Source organism: Sphingomonas sp. SORGH_AS_0950, assembly GCF_030818415.1.
In the GTDB taxonomy this organism is placed as follows: Bacteria; Pseudomonadota; Alphaproteobacteria; order Sphingomonadales; family Sphingomonadaceae; genus Sphingomonas.
Genome location: NZ_JAUTAE010000001.1, coordinates 3,010,586 through 3,035,030, shown reverse-complemented (window position 1 = coordinate 3,035,030; position 24,445 = coordinate 3,010,586). Strand labels below are relative to the sequence as shown.

The following is a 24,445-nucleotide window of genomic DNA, read 5'->3' as shown; positions in this document are numbered from 1 at the left end:
CGGGAGGCCGGTTGTCATCAGATAACGAAGCGCTGGCCGAAGATAACGGCGAACTGGCTTTTGGCCTCCCCCCATTCGCGCGGTGGTCGTTTCCATTCGTCCGCCGCGTGATTGAGCACGAGATATAGCAGCTTCATCGCGGCATCGTCACCGGGGAAATGGCCGCGGGTACGGACGGCGCGGCGGATCTTCGAGTTCAGGGCCTCGATAGCGTTCGTGGTATAGATGATCCGGCGGACGCCCTCGGGAAAGGCGAAGAACGGGATGACCTGGTCCCAGTGGCGCCTCCAGCTCATGGCGATGGCCGGGTGCTTCTGGCCCCAGGGTCCATCCTCGAACGCCTCCAGCGCCGCCATGCCGGCCTCGGGCGTCTCGGCCCGGTAGACGCCGCGCAGCGCCTGGGCGATGAACTTGCGCTCCTTCCAGGATGCAAAGCTCATCGAGTTGCGGATCAGATGGACGATGCAGGTCTGGACAATGGCCTCGGGGAGCGAGCCGTTCGATGATCGATCCGGGGGATCGATCATAGGCGAGCGCGTTGATCGCCTCCGGGAACCCCTTCAGGCCATCGACGACAGCGATCAGGATATCGGCGACGCCGCGGTTCTTGAGCTCGTTCATGACCCGCAGCCAGAATTTGGCCCCCTCGGTCTGCTCGATCCAGATGCCGAGCACCTCCTTCGTACCGTCTGGCTGAATGCCCAGCGCGATGTAGACCGCCTTGTTCCGGACAAAGCCCTCGTCGCGGATCTTCACCCGGATCGCGTCAAAGAAGACGAGCGGGTAGCAGGTGTCGAGCGGCCGACCCTGCCATTCGGCGACCGCCTCCAGCACCGCATCGGTGACGCTCGAGATCAGGTCCGGCGAGACGTCGATCCCGTACAACTCCTCAAGGTGCCCGCGAATCTCGCGCACCGTCATGCCGCGCGCGTACATTGAGATGATCTTGTCGTCGAAATCGGGGAAACGGCGCTGGTATTTGGCGATGAGCTTGGGGTCGAACGTTCCCGCCCGGTCGCGCGGCACGTCCAGCGTCACCTTCGATGTGCCCGTCAGCATCGTCTTGCGCGACGAGCCGTTGCGCCGGTTGACGGTGCCTGCGGCGCTTTCGTTCTCCAGATGGTCGTCGAGCTCTGCCGACAGCATCCGCTCCGACAATGCCTTCTTCAGTTCGTCGAGCAGACCGTCCTTGGCGAACAGTTCCTGCGGATCACGGCCTGCCAGAAGCTGGTCCAGTACGTCCTTGTCGATTGCCATATCGATGGTCCTTCCCATTCCATCCTATGGCCTCCCGCACAAAATTCCTGACAGTCCCGGGCCAAGACCAACATGACGCGCCTGCGTGGCTGGTGTGCTCGTGGCCGGCCGCTCGTCGACAAAGTGCCGCACGGCCATTGGCGCACGCTCACCTTCCTGGCCGTGCTCCGGCATGATCGCATCGACGCGCCGCTCGTGCTCGATGGCCCCATCGATGGCGAGAGTTTTACAGCCTATGTCGAGCAGTTCCTGCTGCCCACCCTCTCGCCCGGCGACATCGTCGTCATGGACAACCTCGGCAGCCACAAGGGCAAGGCCGTGCGACAGCTAATCCGCTCCGTCGGCGCCAAGCTCCTCTTCCTGCCGCCCCCGGCCTCCGCCGGACAGGCTCTACTCACCCGACCTCAACCCCATCGAGCAGGTCTTCGCCAAGCTCAAGACACTGCTCCGCAAGGCCAACACCCGATCGGTCGAGGCGACATGGAAGCAGATCGGTTCACTCCTTGAGCTGGCCCCCATTTCGACCGGACGGATTCAAGCCTAAGAAGGAGGCTTGGGGCTATCCCCTAAGCATAGGCTTATGTCCGTGTCCGAAATCATCACCGACGGCGGTCGTCGCCGTCACTGGAGCACGCCTGAGAAGCTGAGGATCGTCGAGGAGACGCTCGATGGTCGCGAGAGCATATCGGTGGTGGCACGCCGCAACGGCGTGGCGCCGAACCTGCTGTACCGCTGGCGGCGGCTGATGCTGGAGGGCGGGAGCGTCGCGGTCGCCGGCGACGACGACGTGACCAGCAATCGCCAGGTCCGCGAGATGGAGACCCGCATCCGCGAACTGGAGCGCCAGCTCGGCCGCAAGACGCTGGAGGTCGAGATCCTGAAGGAGGCGCTGGAGCGCTCACGCCCAAAAAAAGCGAGCTTGCTCATGCACTCGCCGTTGCCGGAGACTATCCGGTGAGCCTGGTCGCCAAGACGCTCGGGGTCGGGCGCTCGACGGTGTACGACCGCCTGACCGGCCGCACCCGGACGCGCGGGCCGTACGCCAAGGCCGACGACGCGGACCTGCTGCCCCGCATACGCCAGATCGCCGCGCAGCGGCCCACCTACGGCTACCGCCGCATCGCGGCAGTCCTCAATCGACAGCAACGCGCCGAAGGACTGGCGCCGGTCAATCACAAGCGCGTCTATCGCATCATGGCCGCGGACCGCCTGCTGCTGGCGCGGCGCTACACCGAGCGGGCCGACTATGGCCATGACGGCGTCGTGGTGGCGATCCGCTCGAACCTGCGCTGGTGCTCGGACGGCTTCGAGTTCACCTGCTGGAACGGCGAGGTCGTGCGCGGCGCCTTCATCATCGACGCCCATGACCGCGAGATCATCGCCTGGCGCGCGATCGCCAATGCGGGCATCAGCGGCTCGGACGTGCGCGACATCATGCTGGAAGCCGTGGAAACCCGCTTCGGCGGTATGCGCGCGCCCGTGCCGGTCGAGATGCTGTCCGATAACGGCTCGGCCTATACTGCCCGCGAAACACGCACCTTTGCCCGGCAGCTGGGCCTCAAACCCTGCTTCACGCCCGTTCGCAGCCCGCAGTCCAACGGCATCTCGGAGGCCTTCGTTCATACCCTCAAGCGCGATTACGTCCGCGTCTCGCCGCTGCCTGATGCTCCCACCGCGTTGACATCGCTTGCCGGATGGATCGAGGACTACAACGACAACCACCCCCATTCAGGGCTCAAAATGCGTTCACCGCGCGAACATCGCGCACTGGTTTCTGCAACCGCCTGAATCCGTCCGGTGAAACGGGGGCCAGATCACTCCTCGACGCCTTTCCACCTCACGAGTGCGCCAACTATCTCCGCAATAGCGGTTACGCTTCAGCTTAGATGGATCACACTCAAGAGCCTATTCGCAGGATTTGCGGGATCGCCTGATTGCATCGGTGCTGGAAGAGGGTTTGTCGCGACGAGCGGCGGCTCTCCGCTATCGGATCGGGGAAGCGACAGCGGTGCGCTGGCTGGCGGCGGCAAGTGCGGGTCGCCGGACGCCGCGGCGGCAAGGCGGTGATCGATGGTCGCGGCTTCCGGCGCACGAGGGGTGGCTGCTGGCTCTGATCGCGGTGGAGAACGACCTGACGCTGGCGCAGGTCGGTGCGCGGCTACTGGCCGAGCATGGCGTGACGGCGGACGCCGGCATGCTGAGCCGGTTCTTCACACCCTGCGGCATCAGCTTCAAAAAAAGCGTTCACGCCGCCGAGCAGCTGCGGCCTGACGTGGTCGAGCGCCGTGAAGCCTGGTGCCTCCTGCAACCGCTGCTGGCCGCCCGCCGCCTGGTCTTCCTGAGTGAGACCGGGGTCACCACCAACATGGTGCGTCGCTACGGACGAGCGCCGCGCGGCCAGCGGGCGCGCGGCTATGCGCCTGCCGGACACTGGAAGGTGACGACCTTCCTTGCCGGGCTGACGCGCGACGGCATCGTGGCGCCCTTCGTCATCGACCAGCCGATGAACCGCACTATCTTCACCCAGTGTATCCGCCAGTACCTCCTGCCCGAGCTGGCACCCGGCGACGTGGTCATTCTCGACAATCTTTCCAGCCACAAAGGGCAGCGAGGCGGCCGCCCTGGTCGAGGCCGTCGGCGCAAAGCTAATGTTCCTGCCGCCCCCGGCCTCCGCCGGGGCCAGGCTCTATAGCCCAGACCTGAACCCTATCGAACAGGTCTTCGCCAAGCTCAAAGGCCTGCTCCGCCGCACCGGCGAGCGAACCCGCGAAGGTCTTTGGAACCGCATCGGGCGCCTCATCGACGACTTCCCGCCAGCCAAATGCGCAAAATATTTGCGGCATGCTGGCTATGAGCCGCTACGATGACAAAATGTTCTAGGGTGTGATCTGAGTAGCCCCTAGATTTCTGGACGCCTTCGATCCTAATTTTGAGGACAGGAGGCGATGATGGGGAAGCCGAATTTCAGCGAGGCCTTCAAGCGTGACGCGGTGGCCCAGATCACCGAGCGCGGGTATCCGGTAGCGGAGGTCTCACAGCGGCTCGGGGTCAGTGCGCACTCGCTGTATGCGTGGAAGCGGCAGCTGGCGAAGGCCGTATCCGGCGATGCCGGCAAGGACGCCGAGATCCGCCAGCTGAAGCGCGAGTTGGCTCGGGTAACCGAGGAGCGCGACATCCTAAAAAAAGCCACCGCGTATTTCGCTCGGGATGCAAAGTGAGATACGCGTTCATTGCCGAGCATCGTGATCACTTTGGCGTGCGGGCAATGTGCCGCTGCCTCGCCGTGCAGCCCAGCGGTTTCTATGCTTGGCAGAAGAGCCCGCTGAGCCGGTGAGCTCGGGAAGATGCGCGGCAAACGGAGCTGCTGCGGCGGGCCTGGCACGACAGTGGCAAGGTCTATGGCTACCGCAAGCTGCACGACGACCTGCTGGATCACGGCGAAACCTGCTGCCCGAACCGGGTTGCCAGGTTGACCGGATTGGCGGACATCAAGGCGCAGATCGGCTATAAGCGCCGGCCCGGCAGCCATGGCGGCAAACCGTCCCTGGCGGTCGACAACACGCTGGACCGCCAGTTCGACGTCGCTGCGCCGGACCGGGCCTGGGTGACGGACATCACCTACATTCGCACCCTGGAAGGCTTCGCCTATCTGGCGGTCGTGACCGACCTGTACTCCCGCCGCGTGGTGGGCGGAGCAGCCAAAGGTTCCGGCGATGCGGAGCATCGTTGGAAGGGCTGCGGAGGGTGGTCGATGCAGAGCCGACAGACCACCGATGTGGTGCTGCAGGCGCTGCACATGGCGGTATGGCGGCGCAAGCCGAAGCAACGGGTACTGATCTACTCCGACCAGGGCTCGCAGTTCACCAGCATGGAGTGGGCTGGCTTCATCCGGGCTCACAATCTTGAGCACTCGATGAGCCGACGCGGCAACTGCCATGACAATGCCGTCGCCGAGAGCTTCTTCTCCTCGCTCAAGCGTGAGCGCATCCGGCGCTGCACCTATAAAACCCGTGAGGAAGCCCGGCAGGACGTGTTCGATTACGTCGAGATGTTCTACAACCCTGTACGCAAGCAGGTCAGGAACGGGATGCTGTCGCCCGTCGCGTTCGAACGGCAGCAGGTTTTGAACGCGGAAGGCGTCTAGAAAACTAGGGGCTACTCAGCCGGCCCTGCGCAGCATAGCCTTGAGGCGGGCGAAGGCCTTCTCGATCGGGCTGAAGTCGGGACTGTAGGGCGGGAGAAACATGAGGCGGGCGCCTGCGGCTTCGATGGCTTCACGGACGCCGGCACGCTTGTGGCTGGACAGGTTGTCCATGATGACCACGTCGCCGCGTCCGAGGTCGGGCACGAGAACCTGTCGGACGTAGGCCTCGAACCAGTCGCCGTTGATCGGGCCGTCGAGCACCATCGGCGCGATCATGCCGGTCATGCGCAGGCCAGCGACCAGCGTGGTCGTCTTGCGATGACCATGTGGGTAACCCATCCGCAGCCGCTCGCCCCGCCGGCAGCGGCCGTGGCTGCGGGTCATATTGGTCGCCGTCCAGGTCTCGTCGATGAAGACGAGCCGCGCAGGGTCGAGGTCGAGCTGGCCATCAAACCAGTCCTCACGCGCACTCAGGACGTCGGCGCGATCCTGCTCGATCGCATGCCCGGTCTTTTTTTGCGCGTGATCCCGTGACGGGCAAAGAAGCGGTGCAGCGTCGAGATCGCCACCGTCACGCCCGCCTGACCCAGCTCGCGACGCAGCTCGTCCAGCGTGATGTCGCGACGCGCTTCGTGCAGCGCCAGGATCGTGGGCGCATGCGCTTCGATCCGCCGCGACCGCGTGTCCCCGCCCTGCGGCTTGGCGGCATAGGTGCCCGTGCTGCGGCGCTGGTCGTGCCACCGGATCACCGTCGCGGCCGCCACACCGAACCGCACCGCCGCAGCCCGGCAACTCATCCCCTCGTCAACCGCGGCCAGCGCTCGCGATCGTAGATCCATCGACAACGGCTTGCCCATCAATGCCGGCCTCCATCCAGCCAGCACCGTGAATCAGATCAGCTCGGCCATGGGAATCCCCCGTCGACTCAGGTCGGCCGGAAAACGCTCTAAGCCTTTGCTCTCGCAAAAACCAAGTCTGCGCAACCCTCTCCCCTCTGCGAGGGGCGAGGGAAGGAAAGGCATCGCTGAATGTCGATCGGCCGGCTCAGCCCTTGGAAAAAAGGGGGCCCCGCAGGTCCCCTTTTCGTTACTCCGCCGCTTCGATCACCTCGCCATGGGCGGGCTGGTTATAGGCGCGATCCAGATAGTGGTTCGCGATGATGTAATGGGCTCTAACCGCGGCGGGGTGGGTCGCTTTCTGGGCCAGTTCGAGTTCGGTTTCGGCACGCTGGTAGAAATAGTCTTCGTCAATCTCGGGGGACGTCATTTCAGGTCTCCGGGGTCCCATCGGCACGCCAACAACCCGCGCGCGTCCGGGATCTTCTCCAATATTCGTATATGGTTGGGAGGGCATTTCGGTTCCCGTATCCGGCTCTACGCACCCTCCATTCGGCGCAAATCCGGGACTTTCGTCGCGTCGGCCTCTCGGTCAGCCACGCATCCGCGTCAACGATAAACCCGATCGACGGCGTTCCAAAAAAAGCCGCCGCCCGGTTGCCCGGACGGCGGCCCTTTGTTTCCAATCCGTTAGCCGGATCAGTCGTTCAGATACTCACCGGCATCCGCATCGGTGCCGTGACCCGAAGGCGCGACCTCGGCGAGCGGGTCATTGCCCGTGCCGACGTCTTCCCGCGGCGAACGGGCGTTTTCCGCCGCCCGCTGCTCGGCCGCGCTGACCGGCGCGACGATCGCCTCGGCCAGCTTGCGCTGCTGCGCGCGGAGCGCGGCGTCGCGGCTGGAGGCCGCCACGCGCAGGCGGTTCATGCCCGCACCGGTACCCGCCGGGATCAGGCGGCCGACGATGACATTCTCCTTCAGGCCCATCAGCGTGTCCTGCTTGCCCTGGACCGCCGCCTCGGTGAGGACGCGGGTGGTCTCCTGGAACGACGCCGCCGAGATGAAGCTGCGGGTCTGCAGCGACGCCTTGGTGATGCCGAGCAGGACGGGCTTGCCCTGCGCACGGACCTGGTTCGCGTCGAGCTTGTCGTTGATCGCGTCCATTTCCTCGCGATCGACCTGCTCGCCCTTCAGCAGCGTGGTGTCGCCGCCGTCGGTGATCTCGACCTTCTGCAGCATCTGACGAACGATCGTCTCGATGTGCTTGTCGTTGATCTTCACGCCCTGGAGACGGTAAACTTCCTGGATTTCGCTGACCAGATATTCGGCCAGCGGCTCCACGCCCATCGTTTCCAGAATGTCGTGCGGATCGGGCGAACCGCCGATCAGGTTGTCGCCACGCTTGACGTAGTCGCCTTCCTGAACGTCGATCACCTTCGACTTGGGCACCAGATACTCGACGACCTCGCCGCCATCCTCGGGCTGGATGCCGATCTTGCGCTTCGCCTTGTAATCCTTTCCGAACACGACGCGGCCCGAGACCTTGGCGATGATCGCCGAGTCCTTCGGCACGCGCGCTTCGAACAGCTCGGCGACGCGCGGCAGACCGCCGGTGATGTCGCGGGTCTTGGCCGACTCGCGCGCGACACGGGCCAGAACGTCACCGCCCTGCACCTGCGCCCCGTCCTCGACCGAGAGCGTCGCACCCGGCGCCAGCATGTAGCGACCGGCCTCGCCCGAATTGTCGTCGAGCAGGGTCATGCGCGGACGCAGATCCTCCTTCGACTTGGTCGAGGCGCGATATTCGGTGACGACGCGCTGGGCGATACCCGTCGCTTCGTCGACCTGCTCGGTCAGGGTCTTGCCCTCGATGAGGTCCTGGAACTTCACCGTGCCGGGGTTTTCGGTGATCACCGGCATGGTGAACGGATCCCACTCGGCCATGCGGTCGCCCTTCGACACGATGTGGCCATCGTCGAACAGCACGTACGCACCGTAGGGGATACGGTCGACCGACAGCTCGCGGCCGTCCATGTCGACGATCGCGATCTCACCCGAACGGCTCAGCACCACGCGACGACCACGCTGGTCGACGATCAGGCGCAGGTCGCGGAACTGGACGACACCGTCCACCGCCGCTTCCAGGTTGGACTGCTCGTTCAGCTGCGCCGCGCCACCGATGTGGAAGGTACGCATGGTCAGCTGCGTACCCGGCTCACCGATCGACTGCGCCGCGATGACGCCGACCGCTTCGCCGATGTTCACCGGCGTACCGCGGGCGAGGTCACGGCCATAGCATTTGCCGCAGACACCGACCTTCGATTCGCAGACCAGCGGGCTGCGGATCTTGACCGACTGGGTGTTCGCCGCCTCGATCTTCGCCACCATCGGCTCGTCGAGCAGGACGCCCGATGCGATGATGACTTCGCCGGTCTTGGCGTTGACGATGTCCTCGGCCGTGGTGCGGCCCAGGATACGCTCGCCGAGCGAGGCGATGGTCGAACCGCCCTGCACGATCGCCTTCATCTCGAGGGCGCGGGTCGTGCCGCAATCCTCTTCGATGATGACGCAGTCCTGCGACACGTCGACCAGACGGCGGGTCAGGTAACCCGAGTTCGCCGTCTTCAGTGCCGTGTCGGCCAGGCCCTTACGCGCGCCGTGGGTCGAGTTGAAATATTCAAGAACGGTCAGACCTTCCTTGAAGTTCGAGATGATCGGCGTTTCGATGATCTCGCCCGACGGCTTGGCCATCAGGCCGCGCATGCCCGCCAGCTGCTTGATCTGCGCGGGGCTACCACGGGCGCCCGAGTGGGCCATCATGTAGATCGAGTTGATCGGCTTTTCACGGCCTTCCATCGGGCCGTCCTCGTAATGCCGGACCGCCTTGATCTCGTTCATCATCGAGTTCGCGACCTGGTCGCCGCAACGGCTCCAGGCGTCGATCACCTTGTTGTACTTCTCCTGCTGCGTGATCAGGCCGTCCTGATACTGCTGCTCGAAGTCCTTCACCTGCTCGCGCGTCTCATCGACCAGACGATCCTTGTCCGGCGCGATGATCATGTCGTCCTTGCCGAACGAGATGCCGGCGCGGAACGCGTGACGGAAGCCCAGTGCCATGATCGCGTCGGCGAACAGCACGGTCTCCTTCTGGCCGGTGTGACGATACACCTCGTCGATCACCTCGCCGACGTCCTTCTTGGTCAGGACGCGGTTGACGATGTCGAAGGGCACCTTGTGGCTCTTGGGCAGGCACTCGCCCAGCAACATGCGACCCGGCGTGGTCTCATAGCGCTTGAGATACTGCTCGCCATTCTCATCGGTCTGCGGAACGCGGCTGATGATCTTGGTGTGCAGCGTCACGGCACCGGCGAAGAGGGCCTGATGGACCTCCTCCATATCCGCCAGCATCATGCCCTCGCCCGGTTCCTTCTGCTTTTCGAGCGAGAGGTAATACAGGCCCAGCACCATGTCCTGCGACGGCACGATGATCGGCTTGCCGTTGGCGGGCGACAGGATGTTGTTGGTCGACATCATCAGGACGCGCGCTTCCAGCTGCGCTTCGAGCGACAGCGGGACGTGCACGGCCATCTGGTCGCCGTCGAAGTCGGCGTTGAACGCCGAGCAGACCAGCGGGTGAAGCTGGATCGCCTTGCCCTCGATCAGCACCGGCTCGAACGCCTGGATGCCCAGACGGTGAAGCGTCGGCGCGCGGTTCAGCATGACCGGGTGCTCGCGGATCACCTCGTCCAGGATGTCCCAGACTTCCTTGCGCTCCTTCTCGACCCACTTCTTGGCCTGCTTCAGGGTCATCGACAGACCCTTGGCGTCCAGACGGGCATAGATGAACGGCTTGAACAGCTCGAGCGCCATCTTCTTCGGCAGGCCGCACTGGTGCAGCTTCAGCTCCGGGCCGGTCACGATGACCGAACGGCCCGAATAGTCGACGCGCTTGCCGAGCAGGTTCTGACGGAAGCGGCCCTGCTTGCCCTTCAGCATGTCGGACAGCGACTTCAGCGGACGCTTGTTGGCGCCCGTGATCGTGCGGCCGCGACGGCCGTTATCGAACAGCGCGTCGACCGCTTCCTGCAACATGCGCTTTTCGTTGCGGACGATGATATCCGGCGCACGCAGCTCCATCAGGCGCTTCAGGCGGTTGTTGCGGTTGATGACGCGGCGATACAGGTCGTTCAGGTCCGAGGTCGCGAAGCGGCCACCGTCCAGCGGCACCAGCGGGCGCAGCTCGGGCGGGATGACCGGGATCACTTCCAGGATCATCCATTCGGGACGGTTGCCCGATTCGATGAAGCTCTCGACGACCTTCAGGCGCTTGATGATCTTCTTGGGCTTCAGCTCCGACTTGGTCGTCGCCAGCTCTTCCAGAAGCTGCACGCGCTCGCCCTCGAGGTCGAGGCTCTCGAGCATGATGCGGACCGCCTCGGCGCCGATACCGGCCGAGAAGGCGTCCTCGCCATATTCATCCTGCGCGTCGAGCAGTTCGTCCTCGGTGAGAAGCTGATACTTCTCCAGCGGGGTCAGGCCCGGCTCGATGACGATATAGGCTTCGAAGTACAGCACGCGCTCGAGCTGCTTGAGCTGCATGTCGAGCAGCAGGCCGATGCGGCTCGGCAGCGACTTCAGGAACCAGATGTGCGCGACGGGGGCGGCCAGTTCGATATGGCCCATCCGCTCGCGGCGGACCTTCGACACCGTGACTTCGACACCGCACTTCTCGCAGACGATGCCCTTGTACTTCATGCGCTTGTACTTGCCGCACAAGCATTCGTAATCCTTGATCGGACCGAAGATGCGCGCGCAGAACAGGCCGTCACGTTCCGGCTTGAACGTGCGGTAGTTGATCGTCTCGGGCTTCTTGATCTCGCCGAACGACCAGGAACGGATCTTGTCGGGCGACGCGATGCCGATCTGAATCTGGTCGAAGGTTTCCGGCTTGGCCACCGGATTGGCGAAGTTGGTCAGTTCGTTCATTTTGCTTTCCTCACAGGGAGGGAAAATTCATCGGGCGAGCGAGAAAGAGGCCGGCGGGGCGGGTGGCCCCACCGGCTCCGTTTCTTACTCCGCCGCCTCGGCCAGACCGTCGTCCTGGGCGTCTTCCATCGACTTGAGGTCGACGTTGAGACCCAGCGAGCGCATTTCCTTGACCAGCACGTTGAAGCTCTCCGGAATGCCCGCCTCGAAGGTATCGTCGCCCTTGACGATCGCTTCGTAGACCTTGGTGCGGCCGACCACGTCGTCCGACTTCACCGTCAGCATTTCCTGGAGCGTGTACGCCGCGCCATAAGCCTGCAGCGCCCACACTTCCATCTCACCGAAGCGCTGGCCACCGAACTGCGCCTTACCACCCAGCGGCTGCTGGGTGACGAGCGAGTACGGGCCGATCGAACGCGCGTGGATCTTGTCGTCGACCAGGTGGTGGAGCTTCAGCATGTAGATGATGCCCACGGTCACCTTGCGGTCGAACTGATCGCCGGTGCGCCCGTCGAACAGGTCCGACTGGCCCGAGGTGTGGAGGCCCGCCAGCTCCAGCATCTCCGACACGTCGCTCTCGCGCGCGCCGTCGAACACCGGGGTCCCCATCGGCACACCGGTGCGGATGTTCTGGACCAGCTCGGCCACTTCCTCGTCGTCACGGTTCTGGATGTCTTCGGCATAGTGATCGCCGTAGATTTCCACGAGCCGCGCCTTCACCGCTTCCGGCACCGCGCCCGGCTTGGCGTCGGGATTGGCTTCGCGCCAATCCTCGAGCTGCGCCGCGACCTGCATACCCAGGTTGCGCGCCGCCCAGCCCAGATGCGTCTCGAAGATCTGACCGACGTTCATGCGCGACGGCACGCCCAGCGGGTTCAGCACGAGATCGACCGGCGTACCGTCCGCGAGGAAGGGCATGTCCTCCTGCGGCAGGATGCGGCTGATGACGCCCTTGTTGCCGTGACGGCCGGCCATCTTGTCGCCCGGCTGCAGCTTGCGCTTCACCGCCACGAAGACCTTGACCATCTTCAGCACGCCCGGCGGCAGCTCGTCGCCACGCTCCAGCTTGTCGCGGCGGTCATGGAACTTGTCCGTGATCCGCTTGGCGGCTTCGTCATACTGGGCCTTGACCGCTTCCAGATCGCTCTGGCGCGCATCGTCGGCGACGGCGAACTTCCACCATTCGTGACGATCGACCGATTCCAGCACCTCGGCATCGATCACGATGCCCTTCTTCACGCCCTTGGGCGCGGCGGTGGCGGTCTGGTCGAGCAGCATCTCGCGCAGGCGGCTCCAGGTCGCCCGGTTGAGGATCGTGCGCTCGTCGTCGGCGTCCTTCTTCAGACGCTCGATCTCCTCGCGCTCGATCGCCATCGCGCGCTCGTCCTTGTCGATGCCGTGACGATTGAAGACGCGCACGTCGACGATCGTACCGGCAACGCCCGGCGGCAGACGCAGCGAGGTGTCGCGCACGTCGCTGGCCTTTTCACCGAAGATCGCACGGAGCAGCTTTTCTTCCGGCGTCATCGGCGATTCGCCCTTCGGCGTGATCTTACCGACCAGGATGTCGCCCGGCTCCACCTCGGCCCCGACATAGACGATGCCCGCCTCGTCGAGGTTGCGCAGCGCCTCTTCACCCACGTTCGGAATGTCGCGGGTGATGTCTTCCGGCCCGAGCTTGGTGTCGCGCGCCATGACTTCGAACTCGTCGATATGGATCGACGTGAACACGTCGTCCTTCACGATCCGCTCGGAGATGAGGATCGAGTCCTCATAGTTGTAGCCGTTCCAGGGCATGAACGCGACGAGCGCGTTGCGGCCCAGCGCCAGCTCGCCGAACTCGGTCGAGGGGCCGTCGGCGATCACGTCGCCCGCCCGCACGACGTCACCCACCTTCACCAGCGGACGCTGGTTGATGCAGGTCGACTGGTTCGAACGCTGGAACTTCATCAGCGTGTAGATGTCGACGCCCGACTTGCCCGCATCGACCTCGCCGGTCGCGCGAACCACGATGCGCGACGCATCGACCTGGTCGACGATACCGGCGCGCTTCGCCGCGATCGCCGCGCCCGAGTCGCGGGCCACCGTCTCTTCCATGCCGGTGCCGACGAAGGGCGCTTCCGCCTTCACCAGCGGCACGGCCTGACGCTGCATGTTCGAGCCCATGAGCGCGCGGTTGGCGTCGTCGTTTTCCAGGAACGGAATGAGCGAGGCGGCGACCGAGACGAGCTGCTTGGGGCTGACGTCCATCAGGGTGATCTGATCTGGCAGCGCCATCAGGAACTCGCCCGCCTGACGCGCCGAGACCAGATCCTCGGTGAAGCGATTGTCCGCATCCGTCGCGGCCGAAGCCTGCGCGACGGTGTGCTTCTGCTCCTCCATCGCCGACAGGTACACGACCTCGTCGGTCACGCGGCCGTCGATCACCTTGCGGTACGGCGTCTCGATGAAGCCATACTTGTTGACGCGGGCGAAGGTCGACAGCGAATTGATCAGACCGATGTTCGGGCCTTCCGGCGTTTCGATCGGGCAGATACGGCCATAGTGCGTCGGGTGAACGTCGCGGACTTCGAAGCCCGCACGCTCACGCGTCAGACCGCCCGGCCCGAGCGCCGAGACGCGACGCTTGTGCGTCACTTCGGACAACGGGTTGGTCTGGTCCATGAACTGCGACAGCTGCGACGAACCGAAGAACTCGCGCACTGCGGCGACTGCGGGCTTGGCGTTGATCAGGTCGTTCGGCATCACCGTCGACACGTCGACCGACGACATGCGCTCCTTCACGGCGCGCTCCATGCGGAGCAGGCCGACGCGATACTGGTTCTCCAGCAGCTCGCCCACCGAACGCACGCGGCGGTTGCCGAGATTGTCGATATCGTCGATCTCGCCCTTGCCGTCCTTCAGGTCGACCAGCGTCTTGACGACCGCCAGAATGTCCTCGGTGCGCAGCGTCGTCACCGTGTCCGGGCAGTCGAGGTCGAGGCGCATGTTCAGCTTGACGCGGCCCACGGCCGACAGGTCGTAGCGGTCGGGATCGAAGAACAGCCCTGCGAACAGCGCTTCCGCCGTCTCCAGCGTCGGCGGCTCGCCGGGGCGCATGACGCGGTAGATGTCCGACAGCGCCTGCTCGCGCTCTTCGGCCTTGTCGGCCTTCAGCGTGTTGCGGATCCACGGACCCGTGGCAACATGGTCGATGTCGAGCAGCTCGATCGTGTCGACGCCCGCCTTGTCCAGCGCTTCGAGATTCTCGGCGCTGATCTCGTCACCGGCCTCGACATAGATTTCGCCGGTCTGCTCGTTGATGAGGTCATAGGCCGAGTAACGACCGAAGATTTCCTCGGTCGGGATCAGCAGCTGGGTCAGGCCGTCCTTGGCCGCCTTGTTGGCGGCGCGCGGCGAAATCTTCTGACCGGCGGGGAACACGACCTCGCCCGAGTTCGCATCGACGATGTCGAACATCGGCTTGGCACCGCGCCAGTTCTCGGCCTGGAACGGGATCTTCCAGCCGCCGTCGCCGCGAACGAAGGTCAAGCGGTTGTAGAAATAGTTGAGGATCTCTTCCGAGTTCATGCCCAGCGCATAGAGCAGCGCCGTCACCGGCAGCTTGCGCTTGCGGTCGATACGGACATTGACGATGTCCTTGGCGTCGAACTCGAAGTCCAGCCACGAACCGCGATACGGGATCACGCGCGCGGCGAACAGATACTTGCCCGAGGCATGGGTCTTGCCGCGGTCATGGTCGAACAGCACGCCCGGCGAACGGTGCATCTGGCTGACGATGACGCGCTCGGTGCCGTTGATGAAGAAGGTGCCGTTCTCCGTCATCAGGGGCATGTCGCCCATGTAGACGTCCTGCTCCTTGATATCGATGACCGACTTGGCTTCGGTGTCGGGATCGACCTCGAACGCGGTCAGGCGCAGCGTGACGCGCATCGGCGCGGCATAGGTGATGCCCCGCTGGCGGCATTCCTCGACGTCGAACTTCGGGTCCTCCAGGACGTAATCGTCAAAGTCGAGATACGCCGTCCCGGCGAAATCCTGGATCGGGAAGACGCTGCGCAGCGTCTTTTCCAGCCCGGAGACATGGCCCCGCGACTTGTCCGAACGGAGGAACTGTTCGTAGCTTTCGCGCTGAACCTCGATCAGGTTCGGCATCTGCACCACTTCGTGGATGTCGCCGAACACCTTGCGGATACGCCGCTTGGCGGTGCCGCCATCGCCCTTGCGCGGGGCGGAGCCGCTGTCGATCGCCTTGGTTGCCATGGGTCTGTCTGCCTCGTCAGCCGTCAATTCGCTGCCCGGATGCCTCCGGACGGGACGCAACATCGGACGCCGAAAGGCCGCTCGCATTCACATGCGGCGGCATCCGGCGTCCGTTGAACCAGCAATCTTCCATTCGACCGACACGCTGCGCGAAGGCGCATCATTTCCCGAAGATTGTGGTGGATGATTGCCATATAGGGACGGACACCCGAACTGTCCAGCCGCCGCACGCCACAAGGGCGGGAAAGTTCCGGCCCCGGCGCGCTCTGCCATATATTGGCCGCATATCGCGCTACACAAGGGGTTGCATCCGCCGGGCCTACCGGGCACGGCTATATGGTCGGGTCGATGGCCCAGGCGGCCGGTGAAGATTGTAGTTACCACGAGGAATGCAGTTGATGACATCGTCCGGGCCGCGTCGCATCGCGCGCCTTCTTGCCCTGACGCTGGCGCCGGTGCTTGCCCCGATGCTCGCCAGCCCCGTCCTCGCCCAGACCATCACGCAGGACAGTGACGCCGCGGGCCGTTCCTCCGGCGGGCTGGACGGATTCAGCCTGACGCCGCGCGCATCCTCGCCCCAATCCACCCAGACCCCGGTGCCGACGCCGCCCACGCCGCGCCTGGTCCTGCCCGGCCAGTCCACGCCCGAGGCGACGCCGACACCGACCCCGCGTGCGCCCCCGGCCCCCCGGCCGACGCCGCGCCCCACGCCCGCACCGTCGCCGACCCCGACGCCCAGCCCGACCGCCGAGCCGACGCCGCTGCCCTCGCCCGAGCCGCCCGCGACGCGCCTGCCCGATCCCGAGACGCCGATGGTCGACCGGACCGAATCGATGGACGGCATGACGATCGGCAATGGCCAGGCCCCGGCCATCGTCGCCCCGGGCACCACCGCGCCCGAACAGGCCGACACGGATCGCACCCTGCCCTTCTGGCCGCTGCTGATCGGCACCGGACTGGCGGCCTTGCTGATCGGAATCTGGCTGGGTCGGCGCAGCCGCCCCGCGCGCGCCCAGTCCGCGCCGATGCCCCGCCCCGAACCCGCCGCCGAGCCGGTGGCGACGCGTCCGGCGGGGCCCGACCCGCGCCCCGCCTCCGCCGCGCCCGAGCCGGTCGCCCCCCCGGCCCCGCCATCGCTGCCGCCGTTGCCGCCCGAGCCCAGCTTCCTGGCGGTCGAGGCGCGCCCGCTGCGCGTCGGGCTCAACATGCTGTCGGCGACGATCGAGGCGGAGGTGACGGTCCGCAACACCGGCGCGACCCCGATCGGGCGGGTCGCGGTCGATCTGCGGCTGCTCAGCGCGCATGCCGGGCTGGACGAGCAACTGGTCGAACTCGCCTATCAGCCGCAGGGACGGCCGGTGGTCCCGCCCTTCGCACTGGCGCCGGGCGAGAGCCGGACGGTCCGCGGGGTCACCGCGCTGCCGCGTGAGGCGATCCATGTGATCGATGCGGCGGGCCGCCCGATGTTCGTGCCCATCCTGGCCGCCGCCGCGCATACCGACTGGGGTGTGGCGCGCTGCACCTATGCGGTCGGGCTGGCGCGGGCGGATTCGACCAAGCTGTCGCCGATCTGGCTCGACCAGCCGGGGCGGATGTACGACCAGATCGCAGCGCGGCCGCATGTGATGCGGGGGTGATTTTCGGCGAGGTCGGGGCCTGGGCTTCGACTTCGCTCAGCCCGAACGACTGACGATCAGAAAGCGGGCCCCAACCTCCGTTCCGCCTGAGCGAAGTCGAAGGCTAGGCCCCAACTCGCCCGATCACCCTGCCCGCATATCCTCGGTAATGACATGCGGCGGGGCTTCGTCCAGGCTGCGGACCAGCGTCTCGAACCCCAGCCCCTCGATCCGCAGTTCGTTGAAGGCGGGCGGCGTCTTGCGCGTCCGCTTGGACAGGGTGCCCGCCCCGATCATCCGGATGATCCGGCCATCGCGGTCGATCGGCACGTCGAACGGGTCATGGACATGCCCGCTCAGCACCGCATGCGCGCCCGCCGCCGCCAGCTGGGTCAGCGCGACATCGCCGTTGCGGGTCTTGGCGGTACCCTTGGTCGGCCCCTCGATCAGCGGGTGGTGCGCCGCGACCAGGATCAGGTGATCCTTGGGCGCCTGCTCGATCAGCGCCAGCGCGCGGCGCAGCGACCCCGTGCTGACCCGCCCCTTGGACCAGTTCCACCGCCACTGGGCGCGCGCGGTGGTCTTGAGCGGCACCACCGTCACGCCGGGCAGGTCGAGCGGCTTCTCGATCATCCGCTCGACCGCGGCATAGCGCTGATAGGGGGCGAACAGCCGCCGGAACGGGTCCCAATAATAGGGGATGTCGTGATTGCCGACCTCGACCGTCACCGGCACGCCGAGCGATTGCAGCCACGCGCCGCCCGCCTGGAACTCGCGCTTGGTCGCGCGCATGGTCAGGTCGCCGGTCATGATGACCGCATCGGGCTTTTCCACCGCCACCCGCTCGGCGAACCAGGCGAGCGCGGCGGGGTCCTCGGCACCGAAATGCACGTCGCTGACATGAAACAGGCGGATCATGCGGCCCGTCCTAGCCTGTGCGTCCCCGTCACGGCAACTCGGCCATGGCACGCGGCTCGTGCATCGGGCAGCCATTCACCCGGCCGCGATACTCGGCGGAGAAGCGGTACGTGTCCTTGCGCGCGCGGTTGATATTGCCCAGCGGCCGGTGCGCCGCCAGCCCGTGCCAGATGCTGTAGGACAGCGCATCGTCGATCGCATGGGTCTCGCCGTCGCGCCAGCTGATCTGGGGCGCGGCGGTGAAGGTCGCGACGGTGACATAGGGGCTGTCCGCCTCGCTCCACTCGGCGGTCGCATCCTCGATCGGCATGGAGTCCAGGTCGCGGTTGAGCTGGACACGCAACTCCCACTGGCCACCCTGCTCGATCATCACCTCACGCACCACCTCGCGCAGCGCGTCGGGACGGTCATGGGTGTCGACCGTGTCGCCGGTCAGCTGGGTCAGCGCGGGGCTGACCGGGAACAGCGCGAACTTGGCGATATGGTCGCCATAGCGGAACGGCGTCTGGCTGTAATAGGTCTCGCCCAGCGGGTGCACCGGCTTGGCTCCGCCCAGCGTCTGGAGCGTCGCGCTTTCGATCCCGACCGTCTCCAACGTCGCCTCGATCCCGCGCAATAGGCCCGATAGCAGCTTCTTGCCGCCCTCGAACCTGTCGGTGGTGGAGGCCAGCATCTTCAGATTCTTGGCAAAGGCGTCCGCCGTCGGTGCGGTGAAGACCGGCGCATTGGCCATCACGAAGTCCTGGGTCGCATCGCCTTCGGAACCGGGCAGCCGCTCGCCCTCGACCCCGATCACCTTCAGCGCCAGTCCGCGCGGCAAGCCGATCGCATCGTCCAATATGTCCCCCGGATTGGTCGAGATGCGCGCCACCGCCTCATACTCGCCCGGCGTCGCGAACAGCCCCTGCGCCAGTTCGGGCGGGAGATTGTCATGCACCGTCAGCATGCCCCGGATGATGCCATGCGCCTTGGCATGGACCGCGCGGACGCCGTGGCCATAGTCCCTGGACGTGGTGTCGAGGATATGCGCGAAGGACTGTTTCATCTGGTCGACGGTTTCGCCTTCATCGGGCTTCACGTCTTCGACCTGGGGGGTGAATGCGACGGGGGTCTTCATCGGGGGGATCTCCCTGTGGGTCCCCACCAACCCATGTTGGGTGATAGCGTTCCTTAAGCCCTGACTCAGCGAAGGCGCACGCGCTTCGATCTTGCCGCTCCCCTCCCGCAAGCGAGTTTCAGGCCGGTCATGCCCCCGGCATGACCTGAACGATGCGGGGCATCGTTTACCTGAGACTGGGATGGGGAGGGCAAGGCCATGGGCGATGGACTCGGTGAGACACCCTGCCCTCCCCCCAACCCCCTCCCGCCTGCGGGAGGGGGAGCGGAGAAATTGACGGAAGAAAGCACAATCTTCCCCCTCCCTCCGCAATCCGCTAACCGGGCCGACATGGCCTTTTATCACCCGCTCCTCTTCGCCCTCGATGCCGAGCGCGCCCATGGTCTGACGGTTTCGATGCTGTCGCGCTGGGGGTCGCTGGGCGCGCCGATGGGGGCCGATCCGGCGCGCTATCCCCGGCTGGCGACGCAGGTGGCGGGGATCGACTTCGCCAATCCGCTGGGGCTGGCGGCGGGGGTCGACAAGAATGGCGAGGCGATCGACGGTTTTTTCGGGCTGGGCTTCGGCATGGTGGAGATCGGCACGCTGACCCCCAGGCCCCAGCCCGGCAACCCCAAGCCCCGCCTGTTCCGGCTGGTCGAGGACAAGGCGGTGGTCAACCGCTATGGCTTCAACAATGGCGGGCTGGATGCGGGACTGGCGCGGGCGCGCGCCGCGAAGCGCAAGGGCGTGTTGGGCATCAATGTCGGCGCGAACAAGGACGCGGCCGACCGCATCGCCGACTATCGCCACGGCGTGACCCAGGCCGCGCCGATCGCCGATTATGTCACGATCAACATCTCCAGCCCCAACACGCCGGGCCTGCGCGACCTGCAACACGGGCCCGCCCTCGCCGAGCTGCTGGCCGCCTCGCGCGAAGCCGCGGGCGCCGTGCCGCTGTTCCTGAAGGTCGCCCCCGACCTGGAGCCCGCACAGATCGACGAGATCGCCCGCGCCGCGATCGACCACCGGCTGGACGCGATCATCATCGGCAACACCACCATCACCCGGCCGGACGTGAAGAGCGGCAACGCCGCCGAGACCGGCGGGCTTTCGGGCCGTCCGCTCGCCCCGCTCGCCCGCACGCGGCTCGCCGATTTCCGCAAGGCCACCGGGGCGGCGATGACGCTGATCGCGGCGGGCGGGATCGATTCGGGCGCGGAGGCCTATGCCCGCATCCGCAGCGGCGCGAGCCTGATCCAGCTCTACTCCGCGCTGGTCTATGAAGGGCCGGGGCTGGCCGCGCGCATCCTCGCCGATCTCGACGCGCTGCTCGCCCGCGACGGGTTCGCCAGCATCGCCGAAGCGGTCGGCGCCTGACGTTACGGCTTGGCGGGGGCCGACCCTTGCCGCTAGGGTCGGCGGCATGAAGCACTGGCTCCTCTCCGTGGCGGCGCTCGCGCTGGCCCCCGTCGCGCCCGTCGAGGCGCGCCAGCCCGCCGCCAAGGCCCCCGCCCAGGGCATGGTCAGCGCCGCCGATCCCCGCGCCGCCGCCGCCGGGGTCGAGATCCTGCGCGCCGGGGGCAGCGCGACCGACGCCGCGATCGCGACCATGCTGGCGCTCAACGTGGTCGAGCCGCAAAGCTCCGGCATCGGCGGCGGCAGCTATTGGGTTCGCCACAGCGCGCGCGGCACCGACACGATCGACGCGCGCGAGACCGCGCCGATGGCCGCCACCCCCGACTGGTTCTACGGCCCTGATGGCCGCCCGCTATCCCATGCCGAGGCGGTTCCCGGCGGGCGCAGCGTCGGCGTTCCCGGCGCGCTGCGCGGCATGGCGCTGGCGCATGCGAAGGGCGGCAGGCTGCCCTGGGCGCGGCTATTCCAGCCCGCGATCCGGCTGGCCCGCGACGGGTTCCAGCTGACCCCGCGGCTCCAGACCGCGCTGACCCGCTATGGCGGCCATGTCGATGCCGCGACCCGCGCGCGGCTGACCGGACCCGATGGCCAGGTCCTCCCGCTGGGCAGCATCATCCGCAATCCCGAACAGGCCGCGCTGCTGGAGCGAATCGCACGGCTCGGCCCGGACAGTTTCTATGTCGGTCCCCAGGCGCAGAAGCTGGTCACGACCGTCAACACCGCGACGCGCAATCCGTCGAAGATGACGACCGGCGATCTCGCCGCCTATGCCGCCAAGCCCCGCCCGCCGCTCTGCGCGCCCTATCGCGGCTACCGGATTTGCAGCATGGGCCCGTCCTCGGGCGGCGGATCGACCATGTTGTCGATCCTGAAGCTGCTCGAACGTTTCGACATGGCCAAGCTGGGCAAGGATTCGCCGGTGGCCTGGCATCTGTTCGCCGAGGCCTCGCGGCTCGCCTATGCCGATCGCGACATGTATCTGGGCGACCCCGATTATGTCCGCGTACCGCTGAAAGGGTTGTTCGATCCGGCCTATATCGCCGACCGCTCGGCGCTGATCTCGCCCGATCGCACCATGGCCTCGGTGTCGCCCGGCACGCCGCCCGGCGCCCCGCCGCGCGTCCGCGCCCCGGTCAGCGAGGTGCCCGGCACCACCGACCTCTTGACCGTGGACGATGCGGGCAATGTCGCCGAGGTGACGACCACCGTCGAGGGCTCGTTCGGATCGGGCCTGTCGGTCGACGGCACGATGCTCAACAACGAGCTGACCGATTTCGACATCGTGCCGGTCAAGGACGGCGACCTCGTCGCCAACCGAGTCGAGGGCGGCAAGCGCCCGCGCAGCTCGATGTCGCCGACCATCGTCTATGGCCCCGACGGCAAGGTCCGGCTGGCGATCGGCGCGGCGGGCGGATCGACCATCATCGCGCAGGTCGCCAAGGCGATCATCGGCGTCATCGACTGGAAGCTGAGCGCACAGGATGCGATCGCGCAGGGGCTGCTCTTCGCGCCGGGCCATGTGGCGACGGTCGAACAGGGCACCTCATTGGTCGCGCTGGTCCCCGGCCTCCAGGCACTGGGCGAGACGGTGACGGTCGCGCCGATGGGGCTGAAGGCCAATGCCATCGAGCGCGTCGGCGGCCGCTGGGTCGGCGCCGCCGATCCGCGCAGCGAGGGCGTGGCGATCGACGTGACGGGCCGCATGACGGCGATCCGGCGTGTCGGCGACAAGCCGGGCCGTCCGGCCGAGTAAGCGACGAACCAGCAAACAAAGAGCCCGATCGCGCGTTGACGTGCACGATACGGGCCGGTGGGAGAGGCACCATGCGTACGCTCGAATATTTCCCCAATCTCGTCACCATGTTCTTCACCCGCGCCGCCGAAAAGGGCGACGCGCCGTTCCTGTGGCGCAAGCAGGGCGGCGCGTGGCAGGCGATCAGCTGGGCCGAGGCGGCGCGGCAGGTGGCCAGCCTGTCGGCGGGGCTGCGCGCGACCGGGCTGCAACGCGGCGACCGGGTGATGCTGGTGTCGGAGAACCGCCCCGAATGGTGCATCGCCGACCTCGCCATCATGGCGGCGGGCTGCGTCACGGTGCCGACCTACACCACCAATACCGAGCGCGATCATACCCATATCATCGAGAATTCGGGCGCGCGCGCGGTCATCGTCTCGACCCAGAAGCTGGCGACGACGCTGCTCCCCGCCGCGCTGCGCTCCAACCATGTCCAGACGGTGATCGGGTTCGAGCCGCTCAAGCTCGGCCCCGCGCAGATCGAGTGCCGCCAATATGACGCGCTGATCGCCGCGCATCCGACCGCGCCCGATGCGGTGGCCGCACAGGCCGATTTCGGCCGCAAGGACCTGGCCTGCATCATCTACACCTCGGGCACCGGCGGCGCGCCGCGCGGGGTGATGCAGCATCACGGCGCGATCCTGCACAATTGCGCCGGATGCAGCGCGGTGATCGCGGAGGATTTCGGCTGGGAGGACGAGGTGTTCCTGTCCTTCCTCCCCCTCTCGCACGCCTATGAGCATACCGGCGGCCAGCATTTCCCGATCGCGCTGGGCGGGCAGATTTATTATGCCGAGGGCCTCGACAAGCTGGCCGCCAATATCGAGGAGGTGCGCCCGACGATCATGTTCGTCGTGCCCCGCCTGTTCGAAGTGCTGCACACCCGCATCGCCAAGGCGATCGAGAAGAAGGGCGGGCTCGGCGCGCGGCTGCTCGACCAGGCGCTGGCGCTGGGCGCGCGCAGCTATGACGGCAAGCTCCGGCTGGTCGACCGGCCCGCGCAACTGGCGGTGGCGACGCTGTTCAAGCCCAAGATCGCCAAGAAGTTCGGCGGAAGGCTGAAGGCGATGGTGTCGGGCGGCGCGCCGCTGAATCCCCAGGTCGGGCTGTTCTTCCATTCGATCGGCCTCACCTTGCTGCAAGGCTATGGCCAGACCGAGGCCGCGCCGGTCATCGCCTGCAACCGGCCGCGCGCCGGCGTGCGGATGGAAACGGTCGGCCCGCCGCTGGCGGATACCGAGGTCCGCATCGCCGAAGATGGCGAGATACTGGTGCGCGGCGAATTGGTCATGCACGGCTATTGGCGCAATCCGGTCGAGACCGAGCGGGTGCTGAAGGACGGCTGGCTGCATACCGGCGATATCGGCGAGTTCGACGCGGCCGGTCGCCTGCGCATCACCGACCGCAAGAAGGACCTGATCATCAACGACAAGGGCGAGAATGTCGCCCCCCAGAAGGTCGAGGGGATGCTGACGCTCCAGCCCGAGATCGGCCAGGCGATGATCGCGGGGGACCGGCGTCCCTATATGGTCGCGCTGATCGTGCCCGATGCCGAATGGACGGCGGAATGGTGCGCGAAGTCGGGGACGGGGTGCAACCGCACCGCGCTGGACGACGATCTCGACTTCCGCGCGGCGGTCTCGGCGGCGGTCGACCGGGTCAATCGCGACCTGTCGGTGACCGAACGCATCCGCCGCTTCATCATCGCCGACGAACCCTTCACGATCGAGAACGAGCAGCTGACCCCGTCCTTGAAGATCCGCCGCCACGTCCTGCGCGAAATCTATGGCGAGCGACTGGACGCGCTCTACAGGAATTGAACGGACGGATGGCGATCGCGTCCGACGCCTGACACGCCCCTCCCCCCAGCGGGAGCGGCTAGGGCGGATCGCCATTCAGCCATGCCTTTCCCTCCCTCGCCCCTCGCAGAGGGGAGAGGGTTGCGCAGACTTGGTCTTTGCGAAAGCAAAGGCTTAGTCGGAGCTGGGTGAGGGGTGGGCGCTCGTTCTGCGAGCGCGCGAGCCTTTTGGGCTCGCTCAACCCCTTACCCAAGCTGCGCTAGCCAGCAGGCTGGCAAGCTTCGCTAACCCTCTCCCCTATCCAGGGGAGAGGGGAAGA

The 24,445-nt window shown here is 66.3% G+C and carries 11 protein-coding genes and 4 pseudogenes; 8 read left to right on the top strand and 7 right to left on the bottom strand.

What is annotated here, in order from left to right:
• Window positions 1-17 precede the first annotated feature (17 nt).
• Window positions 18-1,257, bottom strand: a pseudogene (locus tag QE385_RS13570) (IS256 family transposase).
• A gap of 63 nt (window positions 1,258-1,320) precedes the next feature.
• On the opposite strand from QE385_RS13570, the pseudogene QE385_RS13565 reads away from it, so the two are divergent.
• The 4 genes and pseudogenes from QE385_RS13565 to QE385_RS13550 form a co-directional block, all read left to right on the top strand.
• Window positions 1,321-1,801, top strand: a pseudogene (locus QE385_RS13565) (IS630 family transposase); the annotation flags it as partial.
• 36 nt (window positions 1,802-1,837) lie between these two features.
• Window positions 1,838-3,045, top strand: a protein-coding gene (locus QE385_RS13560) for an IS3-like element ISGbe2 family transposase (RefSeq protein ID WP_307098189.1) whose coding sequence is annotated in 2 segments (ribosomal slippage) — window positions 1,838-2,162 and window positions 2,162-3,045 — 1,209 coding nt in all. Because the reading frame shifts where the segments join, the coding sequence is not laid out codon by codon here.
• Between the two features lie 130 nt (window positions 3,046-3,175).
• A protein-coding gene (locus QE385_RS13555) for an IS630 family transposase (RefSeq protein WP_373424670.1) occupies window positions 3,176-4,124 on the top strand; the annotation gives its coding sequence in 2 pieces (ribosomal slippage) (window positions 3,176-3,856 and window positions 3,858-4,124; 948 coding nt in all).
• Between the two features lie 81 nt (window positions 4,125-4,205).
• Window positions 4,206-5,401 (top strand): annotated as a pseudogene (locus QE385_RS13550) (IS3 family transposase).
• Window positions 5,402-5,422: 21 nt separating this feature from the next.
• On the opposite strand, the pseudogene QE385_RS13545 reads toward QE385_RS13550, so the two are convergent.
• The 4 genes and pseudogenes from QE385_RS13545 to rpoB all read right to left on the bottom strand — a co-directional run.
• A pseudogene (locus QE385_RS13545) lies at window positions 5,423-6,258 on the bottom strand (IS630 family transposase); the annotation flags it as partial.
• A gap of 229 nt (window positions 6,259-6,487) precedes the next feature.
• Window positions 6,488-6,667: a hypothetical protein gene (locus QE385_RS13540; RefSeq protein WP_307102675.1), complete on the bottom strand. Its 180-nt coding sequence runs from the start codon at window positions 6,665-6,667 to the stop codon at window positions 6,488-6,490.
• A 269-nt stretch (window positions 6,668-6,936) separates the two neighbouring features.
• Complete coding sequence (rpoC, locus tag QE385_RS13535; RefSeq protein WP_307102673.1) at window positions 6,937-11,223, bottom strand: DNA-directed RNA polymerase subunit beta'; 4,287 nt, start codon at window positions 11,221-11,223, stop codon at window positions 6,937-6,939.
• 84 nt (window positions 11,224-11,307) lie between these two features.
• Window positions 11,308-15,486 carry a DNA-directed RNA polymerase subunit beta gene (gene rpoB / locus QE385_RS13530; RefSeq protein WP_307102671.1) on the bottom strand — a complete coding sequence of 1,393 codons (4,179 nt, stop codon included), beginning with the start codon at window positions 15,484-15,486 and terminating at the stop codon, window positions 11,308-11,310.
• Between the two features lie 398 nt (window positions 15,487-15,884).
• Between rpoB and QE385_RS13525 the strand changes: the two genes are divergently transcribed.
• The gene (locus QE385_RS13525) at window positions 15,885-17,123 is read left to right on the top strand and encodes a hypothetical protein (protein ID WP_307102668.1); all 1,239 of its coding nucleotides are present in this window, start codon (window positions 15,885-15,887) and stop codon (window positions 17,121-17,123) included.
• Between the two features lie 123 nt (window positions 17,124-17,246).
• Here the strand turns inward: QE385_RS13525 and QE385_RS13520 are convergent, their stop codons facing one another.
• Entirely contained in the window at window positions 17,247-18,020 is a 774-nt protein-coding gene (locus QE385_RS13520; protein ID WP_307102667.1) for a metallophosphoesterase, read from the bottom strand.
• 28 nt (window positions 18,021-18,048) lie between these two features.
• Window positions 18,049-19,137, bottom strand: coding sequence for a catalase family protein (locus QE385_RS13515; protein ID WP_307102665.1), 1,089 nt, complete (start codon window positions 19,135-19,137; stop codon window positions 18,049-18,051).
• Between the two features lie 330 nt (window positions 19,138-19,467).
• Here QE385_RS13515 and QE385_RS13510 point away from each other — a divergent pair, with 330 nt between their 5' ends.
• The 3 genes from QE385_RS13510 to QE385_RS13500 all read left to right on the top strand — a co-directional run bounded on the left by QE385_RS13510 (window position 19,468) and on the right by QE385_RS13500 (window position 24,147).
• Window positions 19,468-20,496, top strand: coding sequence for a quinone-dependent dihydroorotate dehydrogenase (locus tag QE385_RS13510; RefSeq protein ID WP_307102663.1), 1,029 nt, complete (start codon window positions 19,468-19,470; stop codon window positions 20,494-20,496).
• 46 nt (window positions 20,497-20,542) lie between these two features.
• Window positions 20,543-22,288 (top strand): gamma-glutamyltransferase, encoded by a 1,746-nt coding sequence (ggt, locus tag QE385_RS13505; RefSeq protein WP_307102661.1) that lies wholly within the window; start codon window positions 20,543-20,545, stop codon window positions 22,286-22,288.
• 71 nt (window positions 22,289-22,359) lie between these two features.
• Window positions 22,360-24,147 carry a long-chain fatty acid--CoA ligase gene (locus QE385_RS13500; RefSeq protein ID WP_307102659.1) on the top strand — a complete coding sequence of 596 codons (1,788 nt, stop codon included), beginning with the start codon at window positions 22,360-22,362 and terminating at the stop codon, window positions 24,145-24,147.
• Window positions 24,148-24,445: the final 298 nt, after the last annotated feature.